Raw genomic sequence first — 19,601 nt, 5'->3', positions numbered from 1 at the left:
CCAGTCGCGCATATATAGCCATCAAACAGGAAAAATCCCCCATACCTCGCTGGCGACGACACCCCAAACCGTGCGACTTCAGTAACAATCCCACCACCCTCAGTTAGCTGTAAAACGTACATTTCATACCTTGACCACCCCTGGGGCCGCCTTTAGCATCGTCAGCATCCTCCTATCCGGTACGGCGTTCCGCTCAGCGGGCCAACACACACGGAGGCGGCTATGTCCGATCCCCAGCCGAAGTCGTCCGAAACCAGTCGTGCGGGACGCCGGAGGAAGGGTGTCTCCACGCTGACGCTGTGGATCACCACCCCGCTGCTCTTCCTCGCCTTCCTCGGCGCGTGGAAGGCCTACACGGTGGTGTTCAACGTCGGGCCCCTCATGCTTCCCCCGCCCGAGCAGGTCGGCGAGGCGATGGTGCAGCTGCTGCAGGGCCAGGTCATCTACGACGCGATGAAGGTGACGCTGTACGAGACGATCGCCGGCTTCCTCCTCGCCGCGGTCGTCGGCATCGCCCTCGGCATCATCTTCGGCAAGGCCCGGAACCTGGAGAAGGTCCTCTCCCCGTTCCTCGTGGCCACGCAGGTCGTGCCGAAGGTGGCCATCGTCCCGCTGTTCCTGCTGTGGTTCGGCTTCGGCTCCACCTCAAAGGTGGTCATGGCGGCGATCATCGCGTTCTTCGTGATGATGCAGAACACGATCCTCGGCATCCGCTCCATCGACCCCGGGCACCGCGACCTCATGCGGGTGATCCAGGCCCCGTGGTGGAAGCGGGTGATCTCGCTGGACATCCCGTCCGCGCTGCCGTACGTGCTCACCGGCATCGAGCTCGGCATCGTCTTCGCCATCACCGGTGCCGTGGTCGGCGAGTACCTCGGCGGCGACGAGGGTCTGGGCGCGCTCGCCGTGACCATGCTCTCCGGTCTCCGTACCGACATGCTCTTCGCGGTCGTGATCGTGATGACCGTGCTCGGCTTCCTCCTCTACGCCATCACGGCGGCCATCCGGCGCTTCGCCATCCCCTGGCACGAGTCGTCCGGTCGCCCCACCTCGCTCTGAAACTGTGAGAACAGGAACACACCATGGATCGCCGCAAGTTCCTCACCGGTGCCGGGTTCCTCGTCACCACCCTGGCCGGTAGCCAGTTCCTCGTGGCCTGCGGTGCCGGCGGCTCGTCCGGCACCGAGTCGGCGGGCTCCCCCGGCTCCGCCGCCGACAACCTCCGCAACCTCGTCTACGTCACCCCGTTCCAGCACATCATCGCCCACGCCGACGTCTACGTGGCGCAGCACGAGGGCTACTTCGCCGAGGAGGGCCTGTACATCACCGCCATCGGCGGTACCGGCACCGCGAGTTCCGTCTCACAGGTCGCCGCCGGCCAGGCGATGTTCGGCAAGGCCGCGTCGATCATCACCTGCCCGCTCATCGCGGACCAGAACACCGAGATCGTCACGATCGGGCAGAAGGACCAGGTCAGCCAGTACAGCGTCGCGTCCGCGCCCGACAAGCCGCTCACCCACCCCGAGCAGTGGCAGGGCAAGACGATCGGCGTCATCTCCAAGGGCGGGTCCACCGAGCTGCTGCTCGACGCGATGTCGGTCGCCGTCGGCCTCGACCCGACCAAGGTGAAGAAGGTCGTCACCGGCGCGGACGTCAGCTCGCTGGAGTTCCTCACCCGCGGCGAGGTGGACGGGTTCATCACCTACATCGGCTCGGAGACCGCGTTCCGGCAGAAGAACATCGAGCTCCACTACCTCAACACCGACCAGTTCGCGCCGATGCCGGGCGACTCCTACTTCGTCACCAAGGAGGTGGCGCAGAAGGAGAAGGAGGCGATCACCGGCTTCCTGCGCGCCTGCCGCAAGGCCTGGAACTTCATGGCCGACCCGGCCAACCACGACAAGGTGCTCGAGGCGGTCGGCAAGTACAACGAGATCGAGGTCTCCGACAAGGCGCTCGCCAAGGCCAAGCTCGAGGCCGAGCTCAAGGTGTCCAAGCCCGCCAACGGCGACTTCCTCTCCATCGACTTGGCCGCCTGGGAGAAGGGCATCGACCTGATGCGCAAGTCCGGGATCATCAAGGACACGTCCCGGCCGGTCAGCGACTTCGTCACCACCGAGTTCCTCGACGCGATCTGAGAGGTCAGGCACATGTCGCACTACTCGGCCCCCGAGGAGAGCGTATGACGACGGACGTCGTGGTGGTCGGCGCCGGTACGGCCGGCCTTCCCGCGGCCATCGAGGCGGCGGCCCAGGGGCTGCGGGTCACGGTCATCGACAAGGCCGACCGCATCGGCGGCACGCTGTGGCGCTCGTGGGGCCAGCTCTCCGCGGGCGGGACGTCCCTGCAGCGGCGCAAGGGCATCCTCGACAGCCCGGACCTGCACTTCGAGGACGTCATGCGGATCAGCAAGAACACCGCGGACCCCGGCCTGGTCCGGCTCGCGGTGGACCACGCGCCCCGCACCGTCGAGTGGCTGATGGCGCACGACTTCGACATGGACCCGGACTGCCCGACGGTCCTCCACTTCCACGAGGCGTACCTGCTGCCCCGCACCTACTGGGGCCGCAACGCGGGCAGGTCGATCCTCGACGTGCTCGCCCGCGAGTTCGAGAAGGCGTGCGCGGGCTCGGCGACGCTCGAGCTCAACACCGAGCTCGTCGCGATCCGCGTGGACGGCCCGGACCGGGTCGCCGGGGTGACGGTGCGCAAACCGGATGGAACGCTCCAGGACATCGACGCGCAGGTGGTCATCGTCACCACCGGCGGCTACGCGGGCAACCCCGAGCTGTTCCCCAAGCTCACCGAGGGCGCCCCGCTCGCCGGCCCGGCCGACCCGAACTGCGACGGCTCGGGCATCCTCGCGGTGGTCGAGGCGGGCGGCCGGGTGCGCGGCCAGGACCGGTTCCTCCCCACCTACGGCGGCGTGCTCAAGCCCGGCAGCACCTGGGAGACCGTGCACCTCGACGACTTCCCGGTGCTCACCCCGCAGTCCCGGCAGCCCTGGGAGATCCACGTCAACGTGCACGGCGAGCGGTTCGTCGCCGAGGACGCGCCAAGCGTCGACCTGCGGGAACGCCACCTGGTCGAGCAGCCCGAGCTGAAGTTCTGGGTGGTGTACGACGAGGCGATCCGGGAGACCGCCCCCGCGCTGTTCCCCACCTGGAGCGCCGAGGAGCTGGAGCGCGCGTTCGCGAGCCACCCGTCCTTCACCAAGGCCGACGACCTGCGCGAGCTCGCCAAGGCCGCGGGCATCGACCCGGAGGGGCTCGCCCGCACCGTGGCCGAGTACAACGCGGCCGTCGCCACCGGCCAAGACCCGCTCGGCCGTACCCACCTGCCGGCCCCGATCGCCAAGCCGCCGTTCTACGCGGTGCTCAACCACGGCACCGTGCTCAAGAGCCCGGCCGGCGTCGTCGTCGACAACGAGCTGCGCGTGGTCACCTCCGGTGGAGCGTTCCAGAACCTGTGGGCCGCGGGCGAGGTGATCGGCGGCAGCACGCTCTCCGGCAAGGCGTTCGTGAGCGGCATGAGCGTCACCCCGGCGCTGAGCTTCGGGCGGCTGCTCGGCCGCCGCGCGGCCGGCGCCCCGCACGACCCCGGGAGCATGTGATGTGGAACCGGCCCGACGTCGACTTCATCCAGAGCCAGGACCTGCCCTGGCAGCCGGTCCCCGAGGGTGAGTTCGGCTTCGCCCAGGGCGGGCTGAAGAAGGTGCTCAGCCGGGACGCGACCGACGGCGCGGAGACCACGCTCGTCCGCCTCACCGGCCGGCACAGGGGCGTGCTGGCGAGCGCCGTCGACATCTACGTGCTCTCCGGCGAGGGCGTGCTCGACGGCGAGCCGCTCAAGGTGAACGACTACGTCTACGCCAAGGCGGGCACGGAGATCGACCTCACCGCCTCGCCGCGCGGCCTCGTGCTCTACTGCGGGTTCTGGGGCGCGCCCGGCTTCGCCTCCGGCACCGGCTCCGGCGAGCCGCTGCTCCGCATCGCCACCGAGCGCATCCCGTGGGTGCCGGCCGGGTGGAGCGGTGAGGTGCAGCTCGAGCCGGGCGCGATGTCGAAGGTGCTGCGCCACGACGACACCGCTTATATCTATCTCGCGGCGATGCTCCCCGGCTGGAAGTCGCCGATGGAGGAGGCGCACCCGGTCTACGAGGAGTCCTTCAAGATCTACGGGGACGTCCTCATGGGCCCGCTCGGCGTGATGCGCGCCGGGGGCTACTTCTTCCGCTCTCCCGACGTCTTCCACGGCCCCCTCTACTCGCGCGGCGGAACGATGTCGTTCATCCGTTCCGACGCCGCCCCCACCACCGAGTACCGCACTCCCGGCCCGGGCGGGCGCTGGGACGAGTTGTCAGAGAGCGCCTATGCCGACTGAACACGGCCACGTGAGCACCATCCCCACCACCCCTGGAGCGACGATGCAGCAACCCGCCCCCGGCGGACGGCCGGAGAAGGACAGGTCCGGCGCGGGCAGCGGCGCGGCGATCTCCATCCGCGGGGTCGGGAAGGAGTACGTCGGCGACGGCGGGCGGGTACGCGCCCTGCTCCCGACCGACCTGGAGATCAGGCCGGGCGAGTTCGTCGTCCTGCTCGGCCCGTCGGGCTGCGGCAAGACCACCCTGCTGCGCATGCTGGGCGGCCTCATCACCCCGACCGAGGGCTCGATCGTGATCGGCGACCGGCCGCTGTTCGCCGAGGGGGACACCGAGCCCTCCCGGGACGCGCTCGGCTCGCTCGGGTTCGTCTTCCAGCAGGCCACGCTGCTGCCCTGGCGGCGGATCTGGAAGAACATCGCCCTCCCGCTCGAGGTCAAGCGGGTGAGCCGCAAGGAGCGGCGCCGCCGGGCCGCGGAGCTCGCCGAGATGGTGGGCCTCGCCGCCTTCCTCGACCACTACCCGCGGGCGCTGTCCGGCGGCATGCAGCAGCGGGTGGCGATCGCGCGGGCGCTCATCCACAACCCGTCCATCCTGCTCATGGACGAGCCGTTCGGCGCGCTCGACGCGATGACGCGCGACCGCATGAACGTGATGCTCCAGGAGCTGTGGCTGGAGACCGGCAAGACGGTCGTGCTCGTCACCCACTCGATCTCCGAGGCGGTGTACCTGGCGGACCGGATCGTGCTGCTCTCCCAGCGGCCCGGCCGGATCCAGGACATCGTCGAGGTCGACTTCCCCCGGCCGCGGCCCCTGGAGATCACCAAGGCGCCGCGGTTCGGCGAGATCGCCCACCACCTGCGCGAGCAGCTCGGCGAGGCGTGATGAGCGAACCGGACACCGGGGCGACCGCCGCCCTCGCCCGCTTCGCGGCCGGCCTCCGTTACGAGGACCTGCCGGACGAGGTGGTCGCGAAGGCGCGGGCGCTGCTGCTCGACTTCTTCGGCACCGCCCTCGCGGGCGGCCGGGTGCCCGAGGTCAGGGCGATCACCGAGCTGGTACGGGCCCGCGGCGGGAGGCCGGAGGCCACGGTGCTGGGCGCGGGCTTCGCCGCGCCGGTCACCGACGCCGCGTACCTCAACGGCTGCGCCGCCGACGTGCTCGAGCACCAGGACGGCTACCGGTTCGGCGGCTTCCACCCGTCGCACGCGCTGCCCGCGCTGCTCGCCGTGGCCGAGGCCACCGGCGCGGGCCTGCGCGACCTCACCGTCGCGGCGGTCGCGGCGTACGAGGTGGCGAACCGGATCGGCCGGGTGCTGCACCCGGGCGCCACCGCGGCGGGCTGGTTCCCGATCGCGGCCGGGTACGGCGCGGCCGCCGGGTGCGCCCGGCTGCTCGGCCTCGACGCCGGCGGGATCGTCTCGGCGATGGGCGCCGCGGCGTTCTTCGTCCCCGCGATCATGATCGAGTCGATCTTCGCCGGGCCCACCGCGAAGCCCGCGTTCGCCGGGCAGATCGCGCGGGCCGGGGCCGAGGGCGCGCTGCACGCCAAGGCCGGGCTCACCGGCTGGCCGCAGGTGCTCGAGCACCCCAAGGGCCTGGTCGCGCTGTTCCGCGGCGCGCCCGGCGACCCGGCGCTGACCGCCGGGCTCGGCGAGGAGTGGACGATCCTCGAGGTGCACCAGAAGCGGTTCGCGGGCTGCCGGCACACCCACGGCGCGGCCCAGGCGTGCGTGGCCATCGCCACCGAGCACGACCTCGACCCGGCGGAGATCGCCGACGTCGACGTGGAGACCTACGACGTCGCCCGCGTGCTCGTCGACCGCACCGTCGAGCCGGGCGGCTCGGCGATCCCGTGCACGCTGAGCCTGCCGTACGTGGCGGCCGCGGCGCTGGTCGACCGGGACGTGACCGGCGCGCAGTACGCGCCGGACCGGATCGCCGACCCGCTGGTGCACCGGGTGGCGGCCGTCGTCCGGATCCACGCCTCGGACCGGATGAACGCCCGCTACCCGGAGTACACCGCCACCCGGGTGACCGTCACCACGCGGTCCGGCGAGCGGTACGAGCGCTTCGTCGACCTGCCCGCGGGCGACCGGCGCGCCCCGCTCACCCGGGACGAGCTGGTCGGCAAGTTCCTGCGGTACGTCGCGCCCGTGGCCGGGGAGGGCAACGCGGACCGGGCGGCCGGGCTGCTGCTCGACCCGCCCGCGGACGCGGCCGTCGCCGACCTGCTCGCCCTCCTCACCCCCGAGCTCCCGGGCTCCCCAAGCGCCTCACCACCACCGGGTGAGCCCGTGGCACGGCCGGCCGGTTGATCAGCCCCCGCGATCCCCCGACCGACCGATCGACCGGCAGGCGGCGGTCCGCCCCGCTCGGCCGTACGGCCACCGCGGGGTGGGCCGCCCACCCCGGCCCGCGTCGCCGGGCCGTCCCCACGCCACGCCCCCGCGACCATCCCGCCCAGCAACGATCATCGGAGGACGCATTGTCCAGCCTCGAGATCCCAGAGCACCTGCTCACCCCGCAAGAGGTGACCGCGGAGGACTTCGCCCCGTTCGGCGAGGTGATGTCGCTCGACGCCACCCCGCGGCTGCCCATCGACTTCTACCAGGGCAAGAACCGGGTCCACGGCCCGGTGAAGCTCGACTCCGACACCCCGCCGGAGTTCCTGGTGTTCCGGGTCGGCCTTCGCGGTGACACCGTGAAGAACCTGGAGCGCCACGTCGAGATGACCCAGACGATGATCCCGCTCGGCGGGCAGCCGTACGTGGCCGTGGTGGCGCCGCCGGACGTGCCGCTGGTGAACGGCTTCCCCCCGCTGGAGACGGTCCGGGCGTTCATCATCCCGGGTGACGTGTGCATCAACCTGCACCGCGGCACCTGGCACGAGCCCCCGTTCCCCTCGATCGACGGCCAGATGTTCCTCATCACCAGCCACGAGCGGCTCACCAAGGGCCTGCAGCAGCGGCTCGACGAGAACGGCGAGCTCGACATGTACGACGTCGAGAAGCGCAACCCCGTCTACCGGGTCGGCCAGCGGATCCGGGTCAAGTTGCCATGAGCCAGGCCGCCACCCGGCGCGGCCCGGCCATCGGCTCGTCGGTCCGCAAGGCGGACGGCGACGTCCTGCTCACCGGCCGCGGCCGTTTCGTCGACGACATCACCCTGCCGGGCATGCTCCACGCGGTGGTGGTGCGCAGCGAGGTGGCGCACGCGCGCATCCGGCGCATCGACGTCACCGAGGCGGAGCGCAGCCCGGGCGTGGTCCTCGTGCTCACCGGCGAGCAGGCGGCCGAGCACGCGGGCCCGATCCCGTACTTCATCGACCCGGTGGTGCGGGGCGCGCGGGGCGTCGACATCCGCTGCCTCGCCCACGGGACCGTGGTGTACGCGGGCCAGCCGGTCGCCGCCGTGGTCGCCCGGACCCGCCGGGAGGCCGAGGCGGCCGCCCGGCTGGTCCGGGTGGAGTACGAGCGGCTGCCGCACGTGCTCGACGCCGAGGCGGCGCTCGCGCCGGACGCGCCGCGCGTTTACGACGAGTGGCCGGACAACGTGGTCCTGCACCGGTGGTACGGCACCGGCGACGTGGACGCCGCGCTCGCCGGGGCCGACCTCGTCATCACCGAGACGATCCGGACCGGGCGCACCTCGACAGCCCCGATGGAGCCGCGGGGATACCTCGCGTCCTGGGACCGGATGGACGGCACGCTCACCGTCTACGGGTCGCTGCAGAACCCGCACCAGCTGCGGTGGATGGTCGCCAGGAGTCTCGGCATCGACGAGACGCGGATCCGCGTGGTCACCGCCCGAGTCGGCGGCGCCTTCGGGCTCAAGATGCAGGGCCACCCGGAGGAGGTGCTCGTCTGCGTCCTCAGCCGGCTCGCCGGCGCGCCGGTGAAGTGGATCGAGGACCGCCACGAGTCCCTCCTCCTGGGCGCCCGCGAGCAGGTGCACCACGTCGAGGTCGGGGTGACGCGGGACGGGCGCATCACGGCGCTCCGGGACCGCGTGATCGCCGACGCGGGCACGATGACCGCGCAGGCGGGCTGGGCGATGCCGAACATGACGGCGACCACGCTCTCCTCCGGCTACCTCGTGCCCGCCGTACAGGTGGAGCTGCACGTCGTGGTGACGAACAAGCCGCCGCTCTCCGCCGCCCGCGGGTTCGGCAAGGACTCGGCGCACTTCGTGATGGAGCGCGTCGTGGACCTGGTGGCCCGCCGCCTGGGGCTCGACCCGGCGGAGGTCCGCCGGGCCAACTTCGTCCCGCCGGACCGCTTCCCGTACCGGACCCCGGCCGGGCTGAACATCGACAGCGGGGACTTCCCCGGGCTGCTCGACAAGGCGCTCAAGGCGCTCGGCTACGAGCGGCTGCGCAGGCGGCAGGCGGAGCTGCGCGAGCAGGGCCGGTACCTGGGGATCGGGCTCGCCTTCGAGCTCACCCCCGAGTCGGCCGACAGCCCCGGCACGTTCGTCTCCGGGTTCGACGTCACCACGGTGCGGATGAGCATGACCGGCGGGGTCACCGTGCTCACCGGGGTGACGAGCCCGGGCGGCGGCAACGACACCGGGATCGCCCAGATCGTCGCCGACGAGCTGGGCGTGCCGCTCGAGTGGATCACCGTGGTCCAAGGCGACACCGACCGGTGCCCGAACGGGTTCGGCAACTTCAGCGGGCGCGGCATGGTGACCGGCGGCGGCTCGGCCGCCCTCGCCGCCCGCGACCTGCGGAAGAAGATCGCCACGGTGGGCGCGCGGCTGCTCGGGGCCGACCCGGACGCGGTGACCGTGGCCGACGGCGAGGTACGGGCCGGGGACGGCCGTGCCGTACCGGTGCCGGAGGTCGCGGCGGCGATCCTCACCCGGGCGTTCGCGGAGGCGTCCGGCGTGGAGCCGACGCTCGAGGCGACCCGTGCGTTCAAGCCGGGGAACATCGACCACGTCCCGGACGAGCACGGCCGGATCCAGCCGTACCCGACCTACTCGAGCGCGCTGCACGCGGCCGTGGTCGAGGTCGACGCGGAGACCGGGCAAGCGAGGCTGCTCGACTTCGTGATGGCCCACGACTGCGGCGTGATGATCAACCCGGCGCTGGTCGAAGGGCAGGCGCACGGGGCGATCGCGATGGGCGTGGGCGCCGCGCTCACCGAGCGGCTGGTGTTCGACGCGGACGGGCGGCTGCTCAGCGACCGCTTCAAGGCGTACATGCTGCCGCGCCCGGCGGACCTGCCGGTGCCCCGGCTGGAGCACCAGGTCACGCCGAGCCCGTACACGATGTACGGCAACAAGGGCGCGGGCGAGGCCGGGGTCGGCGGCGCGCAGGCCGCGGTGGCGAACGCGATCGAGGACGCGCTCGCGCCGTTCGGCGTCACGGTGCGGCAGGTGCCGCTCACCCCTCCGGTCGTTCTGGCTCTCATCGACGAGGCGCGCAGCTCATGATCACCAACAACTTCGGCTACCACGCCCCGCCCGACCTCGACGGCGTGGTCGCGGCCCTCGCCGAGGCCCGCGGGGACGTCGTCGTGCTGGGCGGGGGAACGATGATCATCCCCGACCTGACGCACGGCCGGGCCTCCGCCGACGTGGTGGTGGACCTGTCCCGGGCGGGCCTGTCGGGGATCCGGGAGGAGGGCGACGAGGTGGTGGTCGGCGCCACCACCACCTACACCGAGGTGCTCTCCGACGACCGGGCCGCCGCGCTCGTGCCGCTGCTGCGCACGCTCTCCTCCGGGATCACCGGAGGCCCGCAGATCCGCAACAAGGGCACGATCGGCGGGTCGGCCGCGTACGCCAACCCGTGCTCCGACGTGCCGGCGTGCCTCGTCGCGCTCGGCGCGCGGATGCGGCTGGCCTCGGCGCGGGGCGTGCGCGAGGTGCCCGCGGAGGAGTTCTACACGGGCGCCTTCGCCACCGTGCGCCGCAGGGACGAGGTGCTCGCGGCGATCGTGCTCCCCCGGCCGGACGGTACGGCGGGCTACACGAAGCTGAAGCTCGCCGAGAGCAGCTGGCCGATCGTGACCGCGGCCGTGGTGTCGCGGCCGGACGGCTCGCTGCGGGTGGCGATCGGCGCGGTGGCCGAGACCCCGCGGCTGATCGACGTCGAGCCGCCGTCCGCCGGCGTCGACGACCCGGCGTGGCGGGACCACGTGCGCCGGGCCGTGGCGGCGGCGGTCCCCGAGCCGTGGAGCGACCTCCTCGCGGACGGCGCCTACCGGATGCGGGTGGCCCCCGCGATCGTTGCCCGAAGCGTCGCCAAGGCCCTCGCGGCCGGCGGAGAGGAAACACCGTGACCAGGATCCGGATCACCGTCAACGGTGAGGAACGCGAGATCGACGTCGAGACGAGCCGGCTCCTGGTGCACGCGATCCGCGAGGAGGTCGGCCTCACCGGCACCCACGTCGGGTGCCTGAACGGCGACTGCGGGGCGTGCACCGTGCTGGTGAACGGACAGACGGTGAAGTCCTGCTCGGTGCTCGCGGTGTCCGCCGACGGCGCCGAGATCACCACGATCGAGGGCCTCGCCAAGGACGGCGAGCTGCACCCGGTGCAGCAGGCGTTCTGGGACGAGTTCGGCTTCCAGTGCGGGTTCTGCCTGCCGGGCACCCTGCTCGTCACCTGCGAGCTGCTGGAGCGGAACCCGGACCCGGACGACGCCGCGATCGACGAGGCGATCAACGGCACGCTCTGCCGGTGCACCGGATACGCGGGCATCCGGCGCGCGATCCGCCGGGCCGCGGAGCGCATCTCCGCCGACCGGCCCGAACCGGCCCCCTCCCCCGCCGACCGGTGAGGACACGAGGGTGACCGTCCGCCCCGGTTCCCGTGCCGGGGCTCCCGCCCCGCGCCCCGGTGGGCGACGTTTCCCCCGGCCGTCCACCGGGCGCGGGCGCGGACCACACGCCAGCGACGGGCCGGCCCCGGCCACCCGGCCGGGGCCCGTGCCCAGGATCTTCGATCAGGGAGACGCCCATGAGCGGCCAATCCGGTGACACCGACGCGGCCATCGCGGTCGTCGAGGACTTCCTGGCGGCGGTCGGGCGGGGCGACCACGCCGCCGCCGCGAAGCACCTCGCCGACGACGTCGTGATGATCTTCCCGGGTGGGCGGCGGTACACCACCCTGGAGGAGCTCGCGGCGGCCTCGGCCCGCCGCTACCGGTGGGTCGACAAGCACCGCACCGAGTACGAGGCGTTCCGCGACGGCGGCGGCGACGTGGTCGTCTGGTCGATGGGGACGCTCTACGGGGAGAACAACGCCGGGGTCCGCTACGACGGGGTGCGCTACGTCGACCGGTTCCGGCTGCGCGACGGCCGCATCGTCGAGCAGCGGGTCTGGAACGACCTGGAGATCAGCGGGGTGCTGCGGGCCCGCACCCCCGAGGAGATCGAGCCGCAGTGGCGGGCCGCCGACGCCCCGCCCGCGGACGCCAAGCCCACCGTGCCCACCGCCGTGCCCACCGCGCTGGTACGGCGCACCGCCCAGGCCACCTGGCAGGGCGCGCTGCGGGGCGGTGCGGGCAGCCTCGGGTTCGGCTCCGGCGCGGCCGGGCCGCTGCCGATCTCGCTGGAGACGCGCAAACGCTCCGGCGACGCGGCCGCCACCTCCCCCGAGGAGCTGCTCGCCGCCGCGCACGCCGCCTGCTTCGCCATGGCGCTGCGCGGCGCGCTCGACGCGGCACGGCCCGACGCCTCCCCCGACGGCCAGTCGGTCGAGGTGACCGGGACGTGCGTGCTGCGCATCGACGCCTCGGGCTGGACCATCGACGCCATCCGCCTGGAGGTGTCCGCGCGGGGCGTGCCGCGCGACGTGCTCGACGCCGCGCTGCCGGTCGCCGAGCGGCGCTGCGCGATCTCCGCGGTGGTCAGGGGCAACGCCACCGTCACGGTCACCGTCCGGGAGGAGGACACCGATGCCTGAGCCGTACCCGGGGGCCGCCGCCTACCCCCACGTGTTCCGGCCGCTGCGGCTCGGCGGCCTGACCCTGCGCAACCGGATCTTCGTGTCGGCGCACACCACGAACTTCGCCGTCGACTTCCTGCCCACCGACCGGCATGTCGCCTACTTCCGGGAACGGGCGCAGGGCGGCGCCGGGCTGATCATCGTCGAGCCGCTGCGGGTGCACGACACCAGCCTCGGCCGGGCGGGCGGGCTCAGCTCCGCGCCCGAGGCCCTGCCCGGGCTGACCCGGATCGTCGAGGCGGTCCGCGCCGCGGGCGCCGCGGTCTTCGTGCAGATCACCCACACCGGGCGGCACAGCGAGAACGTGTTCCGCCGCACCGCCTCGTGGGGGCCGAGCACGGTGCGCTGGCACGTCACCGGCCCGGTGCCGCACGTGATGACGCTCGCCGACATGCGCGAGGTACGGCGGGCCTACGTGGACGCGGCCCGGCTCGCGGTCAAGGCGGGCTTCCAGGGCCTGGAGGTCCACTTCGGCCACGGGCACCTGCTCCACCAGTTCATCTCCCCGGCCTCCAACACCCGCACCGACGCCTACGGCGGCTCGGAGGAGAACCGGCTGCGGTTCCCCCTCGAGGTGCTCGACGACGTGCTGGAGGCGGTCGGCTCCGAGCTGCTGGTGGGCGTGCGGATGAGCGCGGACGAGCTGCTGCCCGGCGGCCAGGACCTCGCGCAGGGCCGGCGGATCGCCGAGACGCTGTGCCGTACCCGGCCGATCGCGTTCCTCAACGTGTCGGTCGCCTCCTACACCGAGCCGTCGATCGGCCACCACGTCGCCGACATGAGCGAGGGGCGGGCGCCGTACCTCGACAAGACGCTGGCGATCGCCGAGGTCGCCGGGGACGTGCCGATCCTCACCGCCTGCCGGTTCGCCGAGGTCGCGGACGCGGAGAAGGCGCTCGCCACGGGGAAGATCGCGCTGGTCGCGATGACCCGGGCGCACATGGCCGACCCGTTCCTGCTGGCCAAGGTCGCCGAGGGCCGGGAGGAAGAGGTACGGCCCTGCGTGTCGTGCAACTTCTGCATCGGCGAGATCGCCGGGCACCGGCCGATCACCTGCATGATGAACCCCCGCGTGGGCCGGGAGGCCGAGTGGCCGGAGCCGACCCGGGACGCCGACCCGCCCCGGTCGGTGCTCGTCGTCGGCGGCGGCCCGGCGGGCATGGAGGCCGCCCGGGTGGCCGCCGAGCGCGGGCACCGGGTGCGGCTGTGGGAGCAGGCGGCCGAGCTCGGCGGGCAGATCCGCACCGGGCGGCGCGGCGTGGGGCGGCACGAGCTCGACCTGCTGCGCCGCTACGAGGAGAACCAGCTCCGGCGGCTCGGCGTGGAGATCCGCACCGGCACGCCGGTCACCGCGGCCGACGTGCTCGCCGCCGGGCCCGACGCCGTGGTGATCGCCACCGGCTCGGCCCGCCGCCGGCCGAAGGCGCCCGGCTGGGCGCGGCCGCTCACCCCCGAGCAGGCGCTCGACGGGCGGTCCTGGGCGGGCCGCACCCTGGTGATCCTCGACGGTGAGGGGAGCTGGACGACCGCGTCCGTCGCGGAGACCGCGGCGCGCGGCGGCGCCACCGTGCACGTGGTCACCCGGGCCGGCTCGCCGCTGTGGGGGGTGAGCTACTACAGCCGGATGACCACCGTGGAACGGCTCCGCGACCTCGGCGTGAACCTGTGGACCGGCGTGCAGGCCACGTTCCGCGGCGACCGGGCGGAGCTGACCTCGTCGCTGGTCTCGGCCACGCAGGTCATCGAGGGGGTCACCGACGTGGTGGTGGCCGAGCCGCCGGACGCCGCCGACCGGCTCGCGGCCGAGCTGGCCGGCGCGGGACTCGACGTCCACGTCGTGGGCGACGCGGTGGCCCCGCGCTCGCTGCTGGAGGCGATGTTCGAGGGCCACGCCCTCGGCCGCGCCCTGTGAACCATCCGAGGTTTCCGATTCAGAAGGAGTTGTCCGCCATGGCGCGCAAGCTGGTGCTGCTCACCTACAACATCAAACCGGGCGTGGACCTGAAGGAGTACGAGGAGTTCACCCGCACCGTGGACTACCCCGTCTTCCGGCAGAACCCCGGAATCCAGTCGTACGCGAACTTCGTGGTCCGGCGGAACGTGCGGGGCGAGGAGTGGTTCAAGCACTTCGACCTGCTGTTCGTCGACGACTTCGAGGCGTTCCACGCGGACGGCAGGCTGCACTTCGGCGACCCGGTGATCCTCGAGCACGCGGCCGAGTGGCGCCGCCGCTGGGGCCGGGACGAGGCGACCGGCTGGCGTACCCCGGTCAACATCCTCTACGCGGATGAGATCTGGGGGTGACGCGCCCCGGGCTGTGGCGGCGGCCACGGTACGGCGGCGCGGATCGGGGGCGCGGGGCGAGCCGGTCGGGCACCGCCGGCGCGTCGCCGGCGTGGGCCTCGCGGCGGGCGATCGTGCTCGCCGTGCTCGTCGGCATGCTGTACATCCACCCCGCCTACCTGGTGGGGGCGTTCGGCGTGGCGGTCCGCACCGACCTGGGCCTGGACAGCGCCTCGCTCGGCCTGACGATCAGCGTGTTCTTCGCGGTGGGCGCGGCCGCGATGCCGCTCGGCGGCCTGGCGGCGGACCGGCTCGGCCCGCGGCGGGCGCTGCGCCTCACCGCGGCGCTGACCGGGGCGTGCCTCGTCGCCGTGGCGCTGTTCGGCGGCTCCTGGCCGGGGCTGCTCGTGGCGATGGCGGTCGGCGGGGTCGGCTCGGCGATCGGCGCGCCGCTCGGCACGCTGCTCATCGTCCGCAACGTGCGCCCGGCGTGGCGGCCGCTCGTGTTCGGCCTGGAACGTTCCTCGCTGCCGGCCTCCACGCTGCTCGCCGGGCTGGCGCCGTCCCTGCTCACGCTCGGCCTGCCGTGGCGGCTGGTGTTCCTGCTCGACGCCGCGGCGGTGGTGGCACTGCTCGTGTTACGGGTGCCCGACGAGGGCGGGCCGCGGCCCGGCCGCGGGGATCCGGCGCCGCCGCGCACCCGGCTCACCCCGGTGGCGCCGCTGGTGCTGCTCACCCTGGCGTACCTGCTGTGCTCGGCGGCGGCGACCGCGCTGAGCGGGCTGATCGTCGACTACGGGGCGCGGCTCGGGATGTCGCAGAGCGCGGCGGGCGGGCTGCTCGCCCTGGGCAGCCTGACGATCATCGCGGTACGGCTCGCGCTCGGCCTCGGCCGGGGGCGGCGGCACGGCCGGTTCACCGTGGCGGGGCTGATGGTGCTCGGGGCGGCGGGCTTCGCGCTGCTGATTCCGGGCGACCCGGCGCTGGTGCTGCCCGGCGTGCTCATCGCGTCCGGCGCGGGCTGGGGGTGGACGAGCGTGGCCGCGCTCGCCCTCGCCGAGACCTATCCGGCCCAGGCGGGCCGGGCCTCGGGCGTGGTCCAGGCGGGCGGCGCGGTCGGCGGGATCGCCGGGCCGCTGCTCGTCGGCACGGTGGCCGAGTACGCGTCGTACCCGGCCGGCTGGGCGCTGACCGCGGCCTGCTGCGGCGGTGCCGCGTTCGCGGTGCTGTTCGCCCGCGCGGCCTGGAACGGCGGGGCCGCATCGGCCGGGAACCGGGAAATCGCAGGTCAGCAGGCCTTTTCCGGGGACGGCTCGGGGCGTCAGGCACCGAGTTGACCCTGCAACGACCGAAGGCTTAACCTCTGAGCGGAACGGCGTCCACTATGGCGGAACAGGAGAACTCAGTGAAAGACGGGCCACTGACGGGACTGCGGGTGCTGGACGTGTCCACCATCCTCGCCGGACCGCTGTGCTGCCAGATCCTCGGTGATCAGGGCGCCGACGTGATCAAAATCGAGCACCCGGTCGCCGGGGACGGCATGCGGGGGCACGGCCCCGCGAAGAACGGCGTTCCGCTCTGGTGGAAGGAGATCTCCCGGAACAAGCGCACGCTCGGCCTCAACCTGTCCGCGCCGGAGGGCGCCGACATCCTGCTCCGCCTGGCCCGGACCGCCGACGTCCTGGTGGAGAACTTCCGGCCGGGCACGCTGGAGCGCTGGGGGCTCGGCCCGGACGTGCTGCACGAGGCGAACCCGCGGCTGGTCATCGTCCGGATCACCGGGTTCGGGCAGCGCGGGCCGTACGCGGCGCGTCCCGGGTTCGGCACCCTCGCCGAGGCGATGAGCGGCTTCGCCCACCTCACCGGGCAGCCGGACGGGCCGCCGACGCTCCCCGCGTTCGGCCTCGCCGACAGCATCTGCGGGATCGCCGCGTCGGCCGCGACGATGATGGCGCTGTGGGCCCGGGAGCGCACCGGCCGCGGCGAGATCGTCGACATGAGCCTGCTCGAGCCGATCATGACGGCGGTCGGCCCCGGCCCGATGGTCTACGACGCGCTCGGCGTCATCGGGCAGCGGCAGGGCAACCGCTCCACGAACAACTCCCCGCGCAACACCTACCGGTGCAAGGACGGCAAGTGGGTGGCCGTGTCCACCAGCGCGCAGAGCATCGCCGAGCGGGTGATGCGGCTGGTCGGCCACCCCGAGGTGATCGACGAGCCCTGGTTCGCCACCGGCCGGGAACGTGCCAGGCACGCCGACCTGCTCGACAGGTACGTCGGCGACTGGATCGCCGAGCGCACCCGGGCCGAGGTGATCGAGGAGTTCGAGCGCGTCGGCGCCGCGGTCGCCCCCGTCTACGACGCCCGCGACATCGTCGAGGACCCGCACGTCCGGGAGACCGGGATGCTCACCCGGGTCGAGGACGCCGAGCTCGGGTCGGTGCTCATGCACAACGTGATGTGGCGGATGTCGAACACCCCCGGCCGCATCCGGTTCCCCGGCCGGCCGCTCGGCGCGGACACCGACGACATCCTCCGCAACGAGCTCGGCATCGACGCGGAAACCGTGGCCGAGCTGCGCGAGAAGCGGGTGATCGCATGACCACCCGCATCGACACCCAGAGCGACACCCATTTCGACACGGAAGGGCGAGGGAAAGTGACCGGTGCGGGCACCGCCGACCCGCTGCTGCGGGCGGTCCGCGAGGGGGTCCGGATCTACGACCTGGGACGGCCGCTCACCATCGGCATGCCGCAGTCCCCCAACCACCCCCCGTTCTGGCATTCGCTGCCGCGGCGGCACGGCGACATGGTGCGGCCGGACGGCGGCTCGGCCGCCAACGACATCATCGTGATGGGCACCCACGTCGGCACCCACATCGACGCCTTCGCCCACGTCTCCCACGAGGGCCGGCTGCTCGGCGGCGCGGCCGCGGACGAGGCGTCCCGGGGCGGCCGGTTCGCCGAGCTCGGCGCGCACACCATCGCCCCGATGCTCCGCCGCGGCGTGCTGCTCGACGTGCCCGCCGCGCTCGGCACCCCGGAGGGCTGCGAGCCCGGCTACGAGATCACCCCCGAGGACCTGGAGAAGACCGTCGAACGGCAGGGCACCCCGATCGCCCCCGGCGACGTGGTGCTCGTGCGCAGCGGCTGGGGGCGGCACTTCGCCAACCCCGACCGCAACGTCTACATCGGCCACGAGTCCGGCGTCCCGGGCGTGGGCGAGGCGGGCGCGGTCTGGCTCGCCGACCAGAGGCCGCACGCGGCCGGCGCGGACACGATCGCGTTCGAGTGCCTCAAGCCCGGCAAGGGCCACTCGGTCCTGCCCGCCCACCGCGTGCTGCTCGTGGAGCGCGGCGTGTACATCATCGAGACGCTCAACCTCGAGGAGCTCGCCGCCGACGGGGTGCACGAGTTCACCTTCGTGCTCTCCCCGCTGCCCATCTTCGGCGCCACCGGCTCCCCGGTCCGCCCGCTGGCGGTGGTCGGCCGTGGCTGAGACGACCCTCGCCGCCGCCCTCGCCCGGTTCGCGGCCGAGACCGCGGCCAAGCCGCTCCCGGAGGACGTGGCGCGCAGCGTCCGGCAGCGGGTGCTCGACGTGCTCGGCCTGTGCGTCGCCGCGTACCGGCTGCCGACCAGCGCCGCCGCCGTCGGGTACGTCGCCGAGCAGGGCGGCCGTCCCGAGGCGAACGCGGTCGGCGTGCCGGACGCGCTGCCCGCCGCCCAGGCCGCGTTCGCCAACGGCGTGCTCGCCCACTCGCTGGACTACGACGACACCCACCTGCCCTCGGTGCTGCACCCGAGCGCCGCGGTGGTCCCGGCCGCGCTCGCCGCCGCCCAGGCCGCCGGCGCGGACGGGGCCGCGGCCTGTGCGGCGATCGCGGTCGGCCTGGAGATCGCGGTACGGCTCGGCATGGCCGGCTACGACACCGAGCTGGGCAACTCGGTGTTCTTCGAGCACGGCCAGCACGCCACGTCGATCTGCGGCGCGATGGGCGGCGCCGCCGCCGCGGCGATGCTCATGGGCCTCGGCGAGCAGGGCGTGCTGCACGCGCTCGGCATCACCGCCTCGTTCGCCTCCGGCATCATCGAGGCGAACCGCACCGGCGGCACGGTGAAGCGGCTGCACTGCGGCTGGGCCGCGCACTCCGCGGTCACCGCCGCGGCGCTGGTGGCGCGCGGCTTCACCGGCCCGCCCACCGTGCTCGAGGGCCGGTTCGGGTTCTTCGAGGCGTTCCTGCGCGGCGAGGCCGACCACGCGCAGGTGGTCGAGGGCCTCGGCGAGACCTGGGAGGTCCCGGGCATCTTCTTCAAGCCGTATCCGGCGAACCACTTCACCCACACCGCGATCGACGCGGGCATGGCGCTGCGCGCCCGCGGCGTCGACCCGAACCGGATCGAGCGCATCGAGCTGCGCGTGCCGAGCGCGGTGATCCGCACCATCGGCCAGCCGATCGAGACCAAGCGCGCCCCGGAGACCGGGTACCAGGCCCAGTTCAGCGGGCCGTACGCGGTGGTGGCGGGCCTGCTCGGCGGCGGCGGGCTCGGCGTGGGCCTCGACGACTTCACCGACGAGCTCGCCCGCGACCCGGTGCGCCGCGCGCTCATGGCGAAGGTGGACGTGGTCCCCGACGAGCGCTGCGACGCGATCTTCCCGTACCAGTTCCCCGCCATCGTCCGGCTGTGGACCGACGACGGCCGGGAGTGGACCGAGGAGGTGCTCGCCAACCGCGGCGGCTCGAAGCGCCCGTTGTCCGACGCCGAGCTCGCCACCAAGTTCCACGCGAACGTGGCCGGACGGCTGCCGGAGGAGACCGCCCGCGCGGTGTACGACCTGGTCGCCCGGCTCGACACCCTCCCCGGCGTGGGGGACGTCATGCGCCTCCTCGGCACGCTCACCGACCCCACCCCCCGTCCCTGACGGCCGCCGCACCCGCATGACGGCCGACCCTGCCTACCGGCGCCCCCAGAAGGA

Annotated in this window: 17 protein-coding genes; all 17 read left to right on the top strand. The window is 73.3% G+C overall.

All coding sequences use genetic code 11. From position 1 onward, the window contains the following. The first annotated feature begins 222 nt into the window (after nucleotides 1-222). A complete protein-coding gene (locus FHX40_RS00780) occupies nucleotides 223-1,059 on the top strand; it encodes an ABC transporter permease (RefSeq protein ID WP_142257815.1) in 837 nt (278 codons plus the stop codon). Between the two features lie 23 nt (nucleotides 1,060-1,082). Next, nucleotides 1,083-2,138 (top strand): ABC transporter substrate-binding protein, encoded by a 1,056-nt coding sequence (locus FHX40_RS00775; RefSeq protein ID WP_142257814.1) that lies wholly within the window; start codon nucleotides 1,083-1,085, stop codon nucleotides 2,136-2,138. 44 nt (nucleotides 2,139-2,182) lie between these two features. Beyond that, entirely contained in the window at nucleotides 2,183-3,613 is a 1,431-nt protein-coding gene (locus FHX40_RS00770; protein ID WP_142257813.1) for an FAD-dependent oxidoreductase, read from the top strand. Next, nucleotides 3,613-4,383, top strand: coding sequence for a hypothetical protein (locus FHX40_RS00765; RefSeq protein WP_142257812.1), 771 nt, complete (start codon nucleotides 3,613-3,615; stop codon nucleotides 4,381-4,383). Before FHX40_RS00770 ends, FHX40_RS00765 begins: the two co-directional genes overlap by 1 nt. Then, on the top strand, nucleotides 4,373-5,266 hold the full coding sequence (locus tag FHX40_RS00760) for an ABC transporter ATP-binding protein (RefSeq protein ID WP_229788813.1): 894 nt from the start codon (nucleotides 4,373-4,375) through the stop codon (nucleotides 5,264-5,266). Before FHX40_RS00765 ends, FHX40_RS00760 begins: the two co-directional genes overlap by 11 nt. Next, entirely contained in the window at nucleotides 5,266-6,699 is a 1,434-nt protein-coding gene (locus FHX40_RS00755; RefSeq protein WP_142257811.1) for an MmgE/PrpD family protein, read from the top strand. Before FHX40_RS00760 ends, FHX40_RS00755 begins: the two co-directional genes overlap by 1 nt. A gap of 170 nt (nucleotides 6,700-6,869) precedes the next feature. Further along, a complete protein-coding gene (locus tag FHX40_RS00750) occupies nucleotides 6,870-7,445 on the top strand; it encodes an ureidoglycolate lyase (RefSeq protein ID WP_142257810.1) in 576 nt (191 codons plus the stop codon). Further along, nucleotides 7,442-9,823 (top strand): xanthine dehydrogenase family protein molybdopterin-binding subunit, encoded by a 2,382-nt coding sequence (locus FHX40_RS00745; RefSeq protein ID WP_142257809.1) that lies wholly within the window; start codon nucleotides 7,442-7,444, stop codon nucleotides 9,821-9,823. The genes FHX40_RS00750 and FHX40_RS00745 overlap by 4 nt, the downstream gene beginning before the upstream one ends. Next, nucleotides 9,820-10,674 (top strand): FAD binding domain-containing protein, encoded by an 855-nt coding sequence (locus FHX40_RS00740; RefSeq protein ID WP_142257808.1) that lies wholly within the window; start codon nucleotides 9,820-9,822, stop codon nucleotides 10,672-10,674. Before FHX40_RS00745 ends, FHX40_RS00740 begins: the two co-directional genes overlap by 4 nt. After that, nucleotides 10,671-11,174, top strand: coding sequence for a (2Fe-2S)-binding protein (locus tag FHX40_RS00735; RefSeq protein WP_142257807.1), 504 nt, complete (start codon nucleotides 10,671-10,673; stop codon nucleotides 11,172-11,174). The genes FHX40_RS00740 and FHX40_RS00735 overlap by 4 nt, the downstream gene beginning before the upstream one ends. A gap of 179 nt (nucleotides 11,175-11,353) precedes the next feature. Next, entirely contained in the window at nucleotides 11,354-12,301 is a 948-nt protein-coding gene (locus FHX40_RS00730) for an OsmC family peroxiredoxin (RefSeq protein WP_142257806.1), read from the top strand. Further along, on the top strand, nucleotides 12,294-14,255 hold the full coding sequence (locus tag FHX40_RS00725) for an oxidoreductase (protein ID WP_142257805.1): 1,962 nt from the start codon (nucleotides 12,294-12,296) through the stop codon (nucleotides 14,253-14,255). The genes FHX40_RS00730 and FHX40_RS00725 overlap by 8 nt, the downstream gene beginning before the upstream one ends. 38 nt (nucleotides 14,256-14,293) lie before the next feature. Continuing rightward, nucleotides 14,294-14,647, top strand: coding sequence for a hypothetical protein (locus tag FHX40_RS00720; RefSeq protein ID WP_142257804.1), 354 nt, complete (start codon nucleotides 14,294-14,296; stop codon nucleotides 14,645-14,647). Beyond that, nucleotides 14,644-15,963: an MFS transporter gene (locus FHX40_RS00715; protein ID WP_142257803.1), complete on the top strand. Its 1,320-nt coding sequence runs from the start codon at nucleotides 14,644-14,646 to the stop codon at nucleotides 15,961-15,963. Before FHX40_RS00720 ends, FHX40_RS00715 begins: the two co-directional genes overlap by 4 nt. A gap of 68 nt (nucleotides 15,964-16,031) precedes the next feature. Beyond that, entirely contained in the window at nucleotides 16,032-17,228 is a 1,197-nt protein-coding gene (locus tag FHX40_RS00710) for a CaiB/BaiF CoA transferase family protein (RefSeq protein ID WP_142257802.1), read from the top strand. Continuing rightward, complete coding sequence (locus FHX40_RS00705) at nucleotides 17,225-18,124, top strand: cyclase family protein (protein WP_142257801.1); 900 nt, start codon at nucleotides 17,225-17,227, stop codon at nucleotides 18,122-18,124. The genes FHX40_RS00710 and FHX40_RS00705 overlap by 4 nt, the downstream gene beginning before the upstream one ends. Then, nucleotides 18,117-19,547, top strand: coding sequence for an MmgE/PrpD family protein (locus FHX40_RS00700; protein ID WP_142257800.1), 1,431 nt, complete (start codon nucleotides 18,117-18,119; stop codon nucleotides 19,545-19,547). The genes FHX40_RS00705 and FHX40_RS00700 overlap by 8 nt, the downstream gene beginning before the upstream one ends. The last annotated feature ends 54 nt before the right edge of the window (nucleotides 19,548-19,601 follow it).

Origin of the sequence: Thermopolyspora flexuosa, assembly GCF_006716785.1 — a bacterium.
Lineage (GTDB): Bacteria > Actinomycetota > Actinomycetes > Streptosporangiales > Streptosporangiaceae > Thermopolyspora > Thermopolyspora flexuosa.
This window is presented reverse-complemented; position numbering and strand designations above follow the sequence as displayed.

Bases quoted from the DNA above. Each gene is read 5' to 3' on its own strand.
- FHX40_RS00760 (WP_229788813.1), top strand. From the start codon at position 4,373: ATGCCGACTGAACACGGCCACGTGAGCACCATCCCCACCACCCCTGGA.
- FHX40_RS00745 (WP_142257809.1), top strand. From the start codon at position 7,442: ATGAGCCAGGCCGCCACCCGGCGCGGCCCGGCCATCGGCTCGTCGGTC.
- FHX40_RS00740 (WP_142257808.1), top strand. From the start codon at position 9,820: ATGATCACCAACAACTTCGGCTACCACGCCCCGCCCGACCTCGACGGC.
- FHX40_RS00725 (WP_142257805.1), top strand. From the start codon at position 12,294: ATGCCTGAGCCGTACCCGGGGGCCGCCGCCTACCCCCACGTGTTCCGG.
- FHX40_RS00775 (WP_142257814.1), top strand. From the start codon at position 1,083: ATGGATCGCCGCAAGTTCCTCACCGGTGCCGGGTTCCTCGTCACCACC.
- FHX40_RS00765 (WP_142257812.1), top strand. From the start codon at position 3,613: ATGTGGAACCGGCCCGACGTCGACTTCATCCAGAGCCAGGACCTGCCC.
- FHX40_RS00720 (WP_142257804.1), top strand. From the start codon at position 14,294: ATGGCGCGCAAGCTGGTGCTGCTCACCTACAACATCAAACCGGGCGTG.
- FHX40_RS00780 (WP_142257815.1), top strand. From the start codon at position 223: ATGTCCGATCCCCAGCCGAAGTCGTCCGAAACCAGTCGTGCGGGACGC.
- FHX40_RS00730 (WP_142257806.1), top strand. From the start codon at position 11,354: ATGAGCGGCCAATCCGGTGACACCGACGCGGCCATCGCGGTCGTCGAG.
- FHX40_RS00705 (WP_142257801.1), top strand. From the start codon at position 17,225: ATGACCACCCGCATCGACACCCAGAGCGACACCCATTTCGACACGGAA.
- FHX40_RS00770 (WP_142257813.1), top strand. From the start codon at position 2,183: ATGACGACGGACGTCGTGGTGGTCGGCGCCGGTACGGCCGGCCTTCCC.
- FHX40_RS00755 (WP_142257811.1), top strand. From the start codon at position 5,266: ATGAGCGAACCGGACACCGGGGCGACCGCCGCCCTCGCCCGCTTCGCG.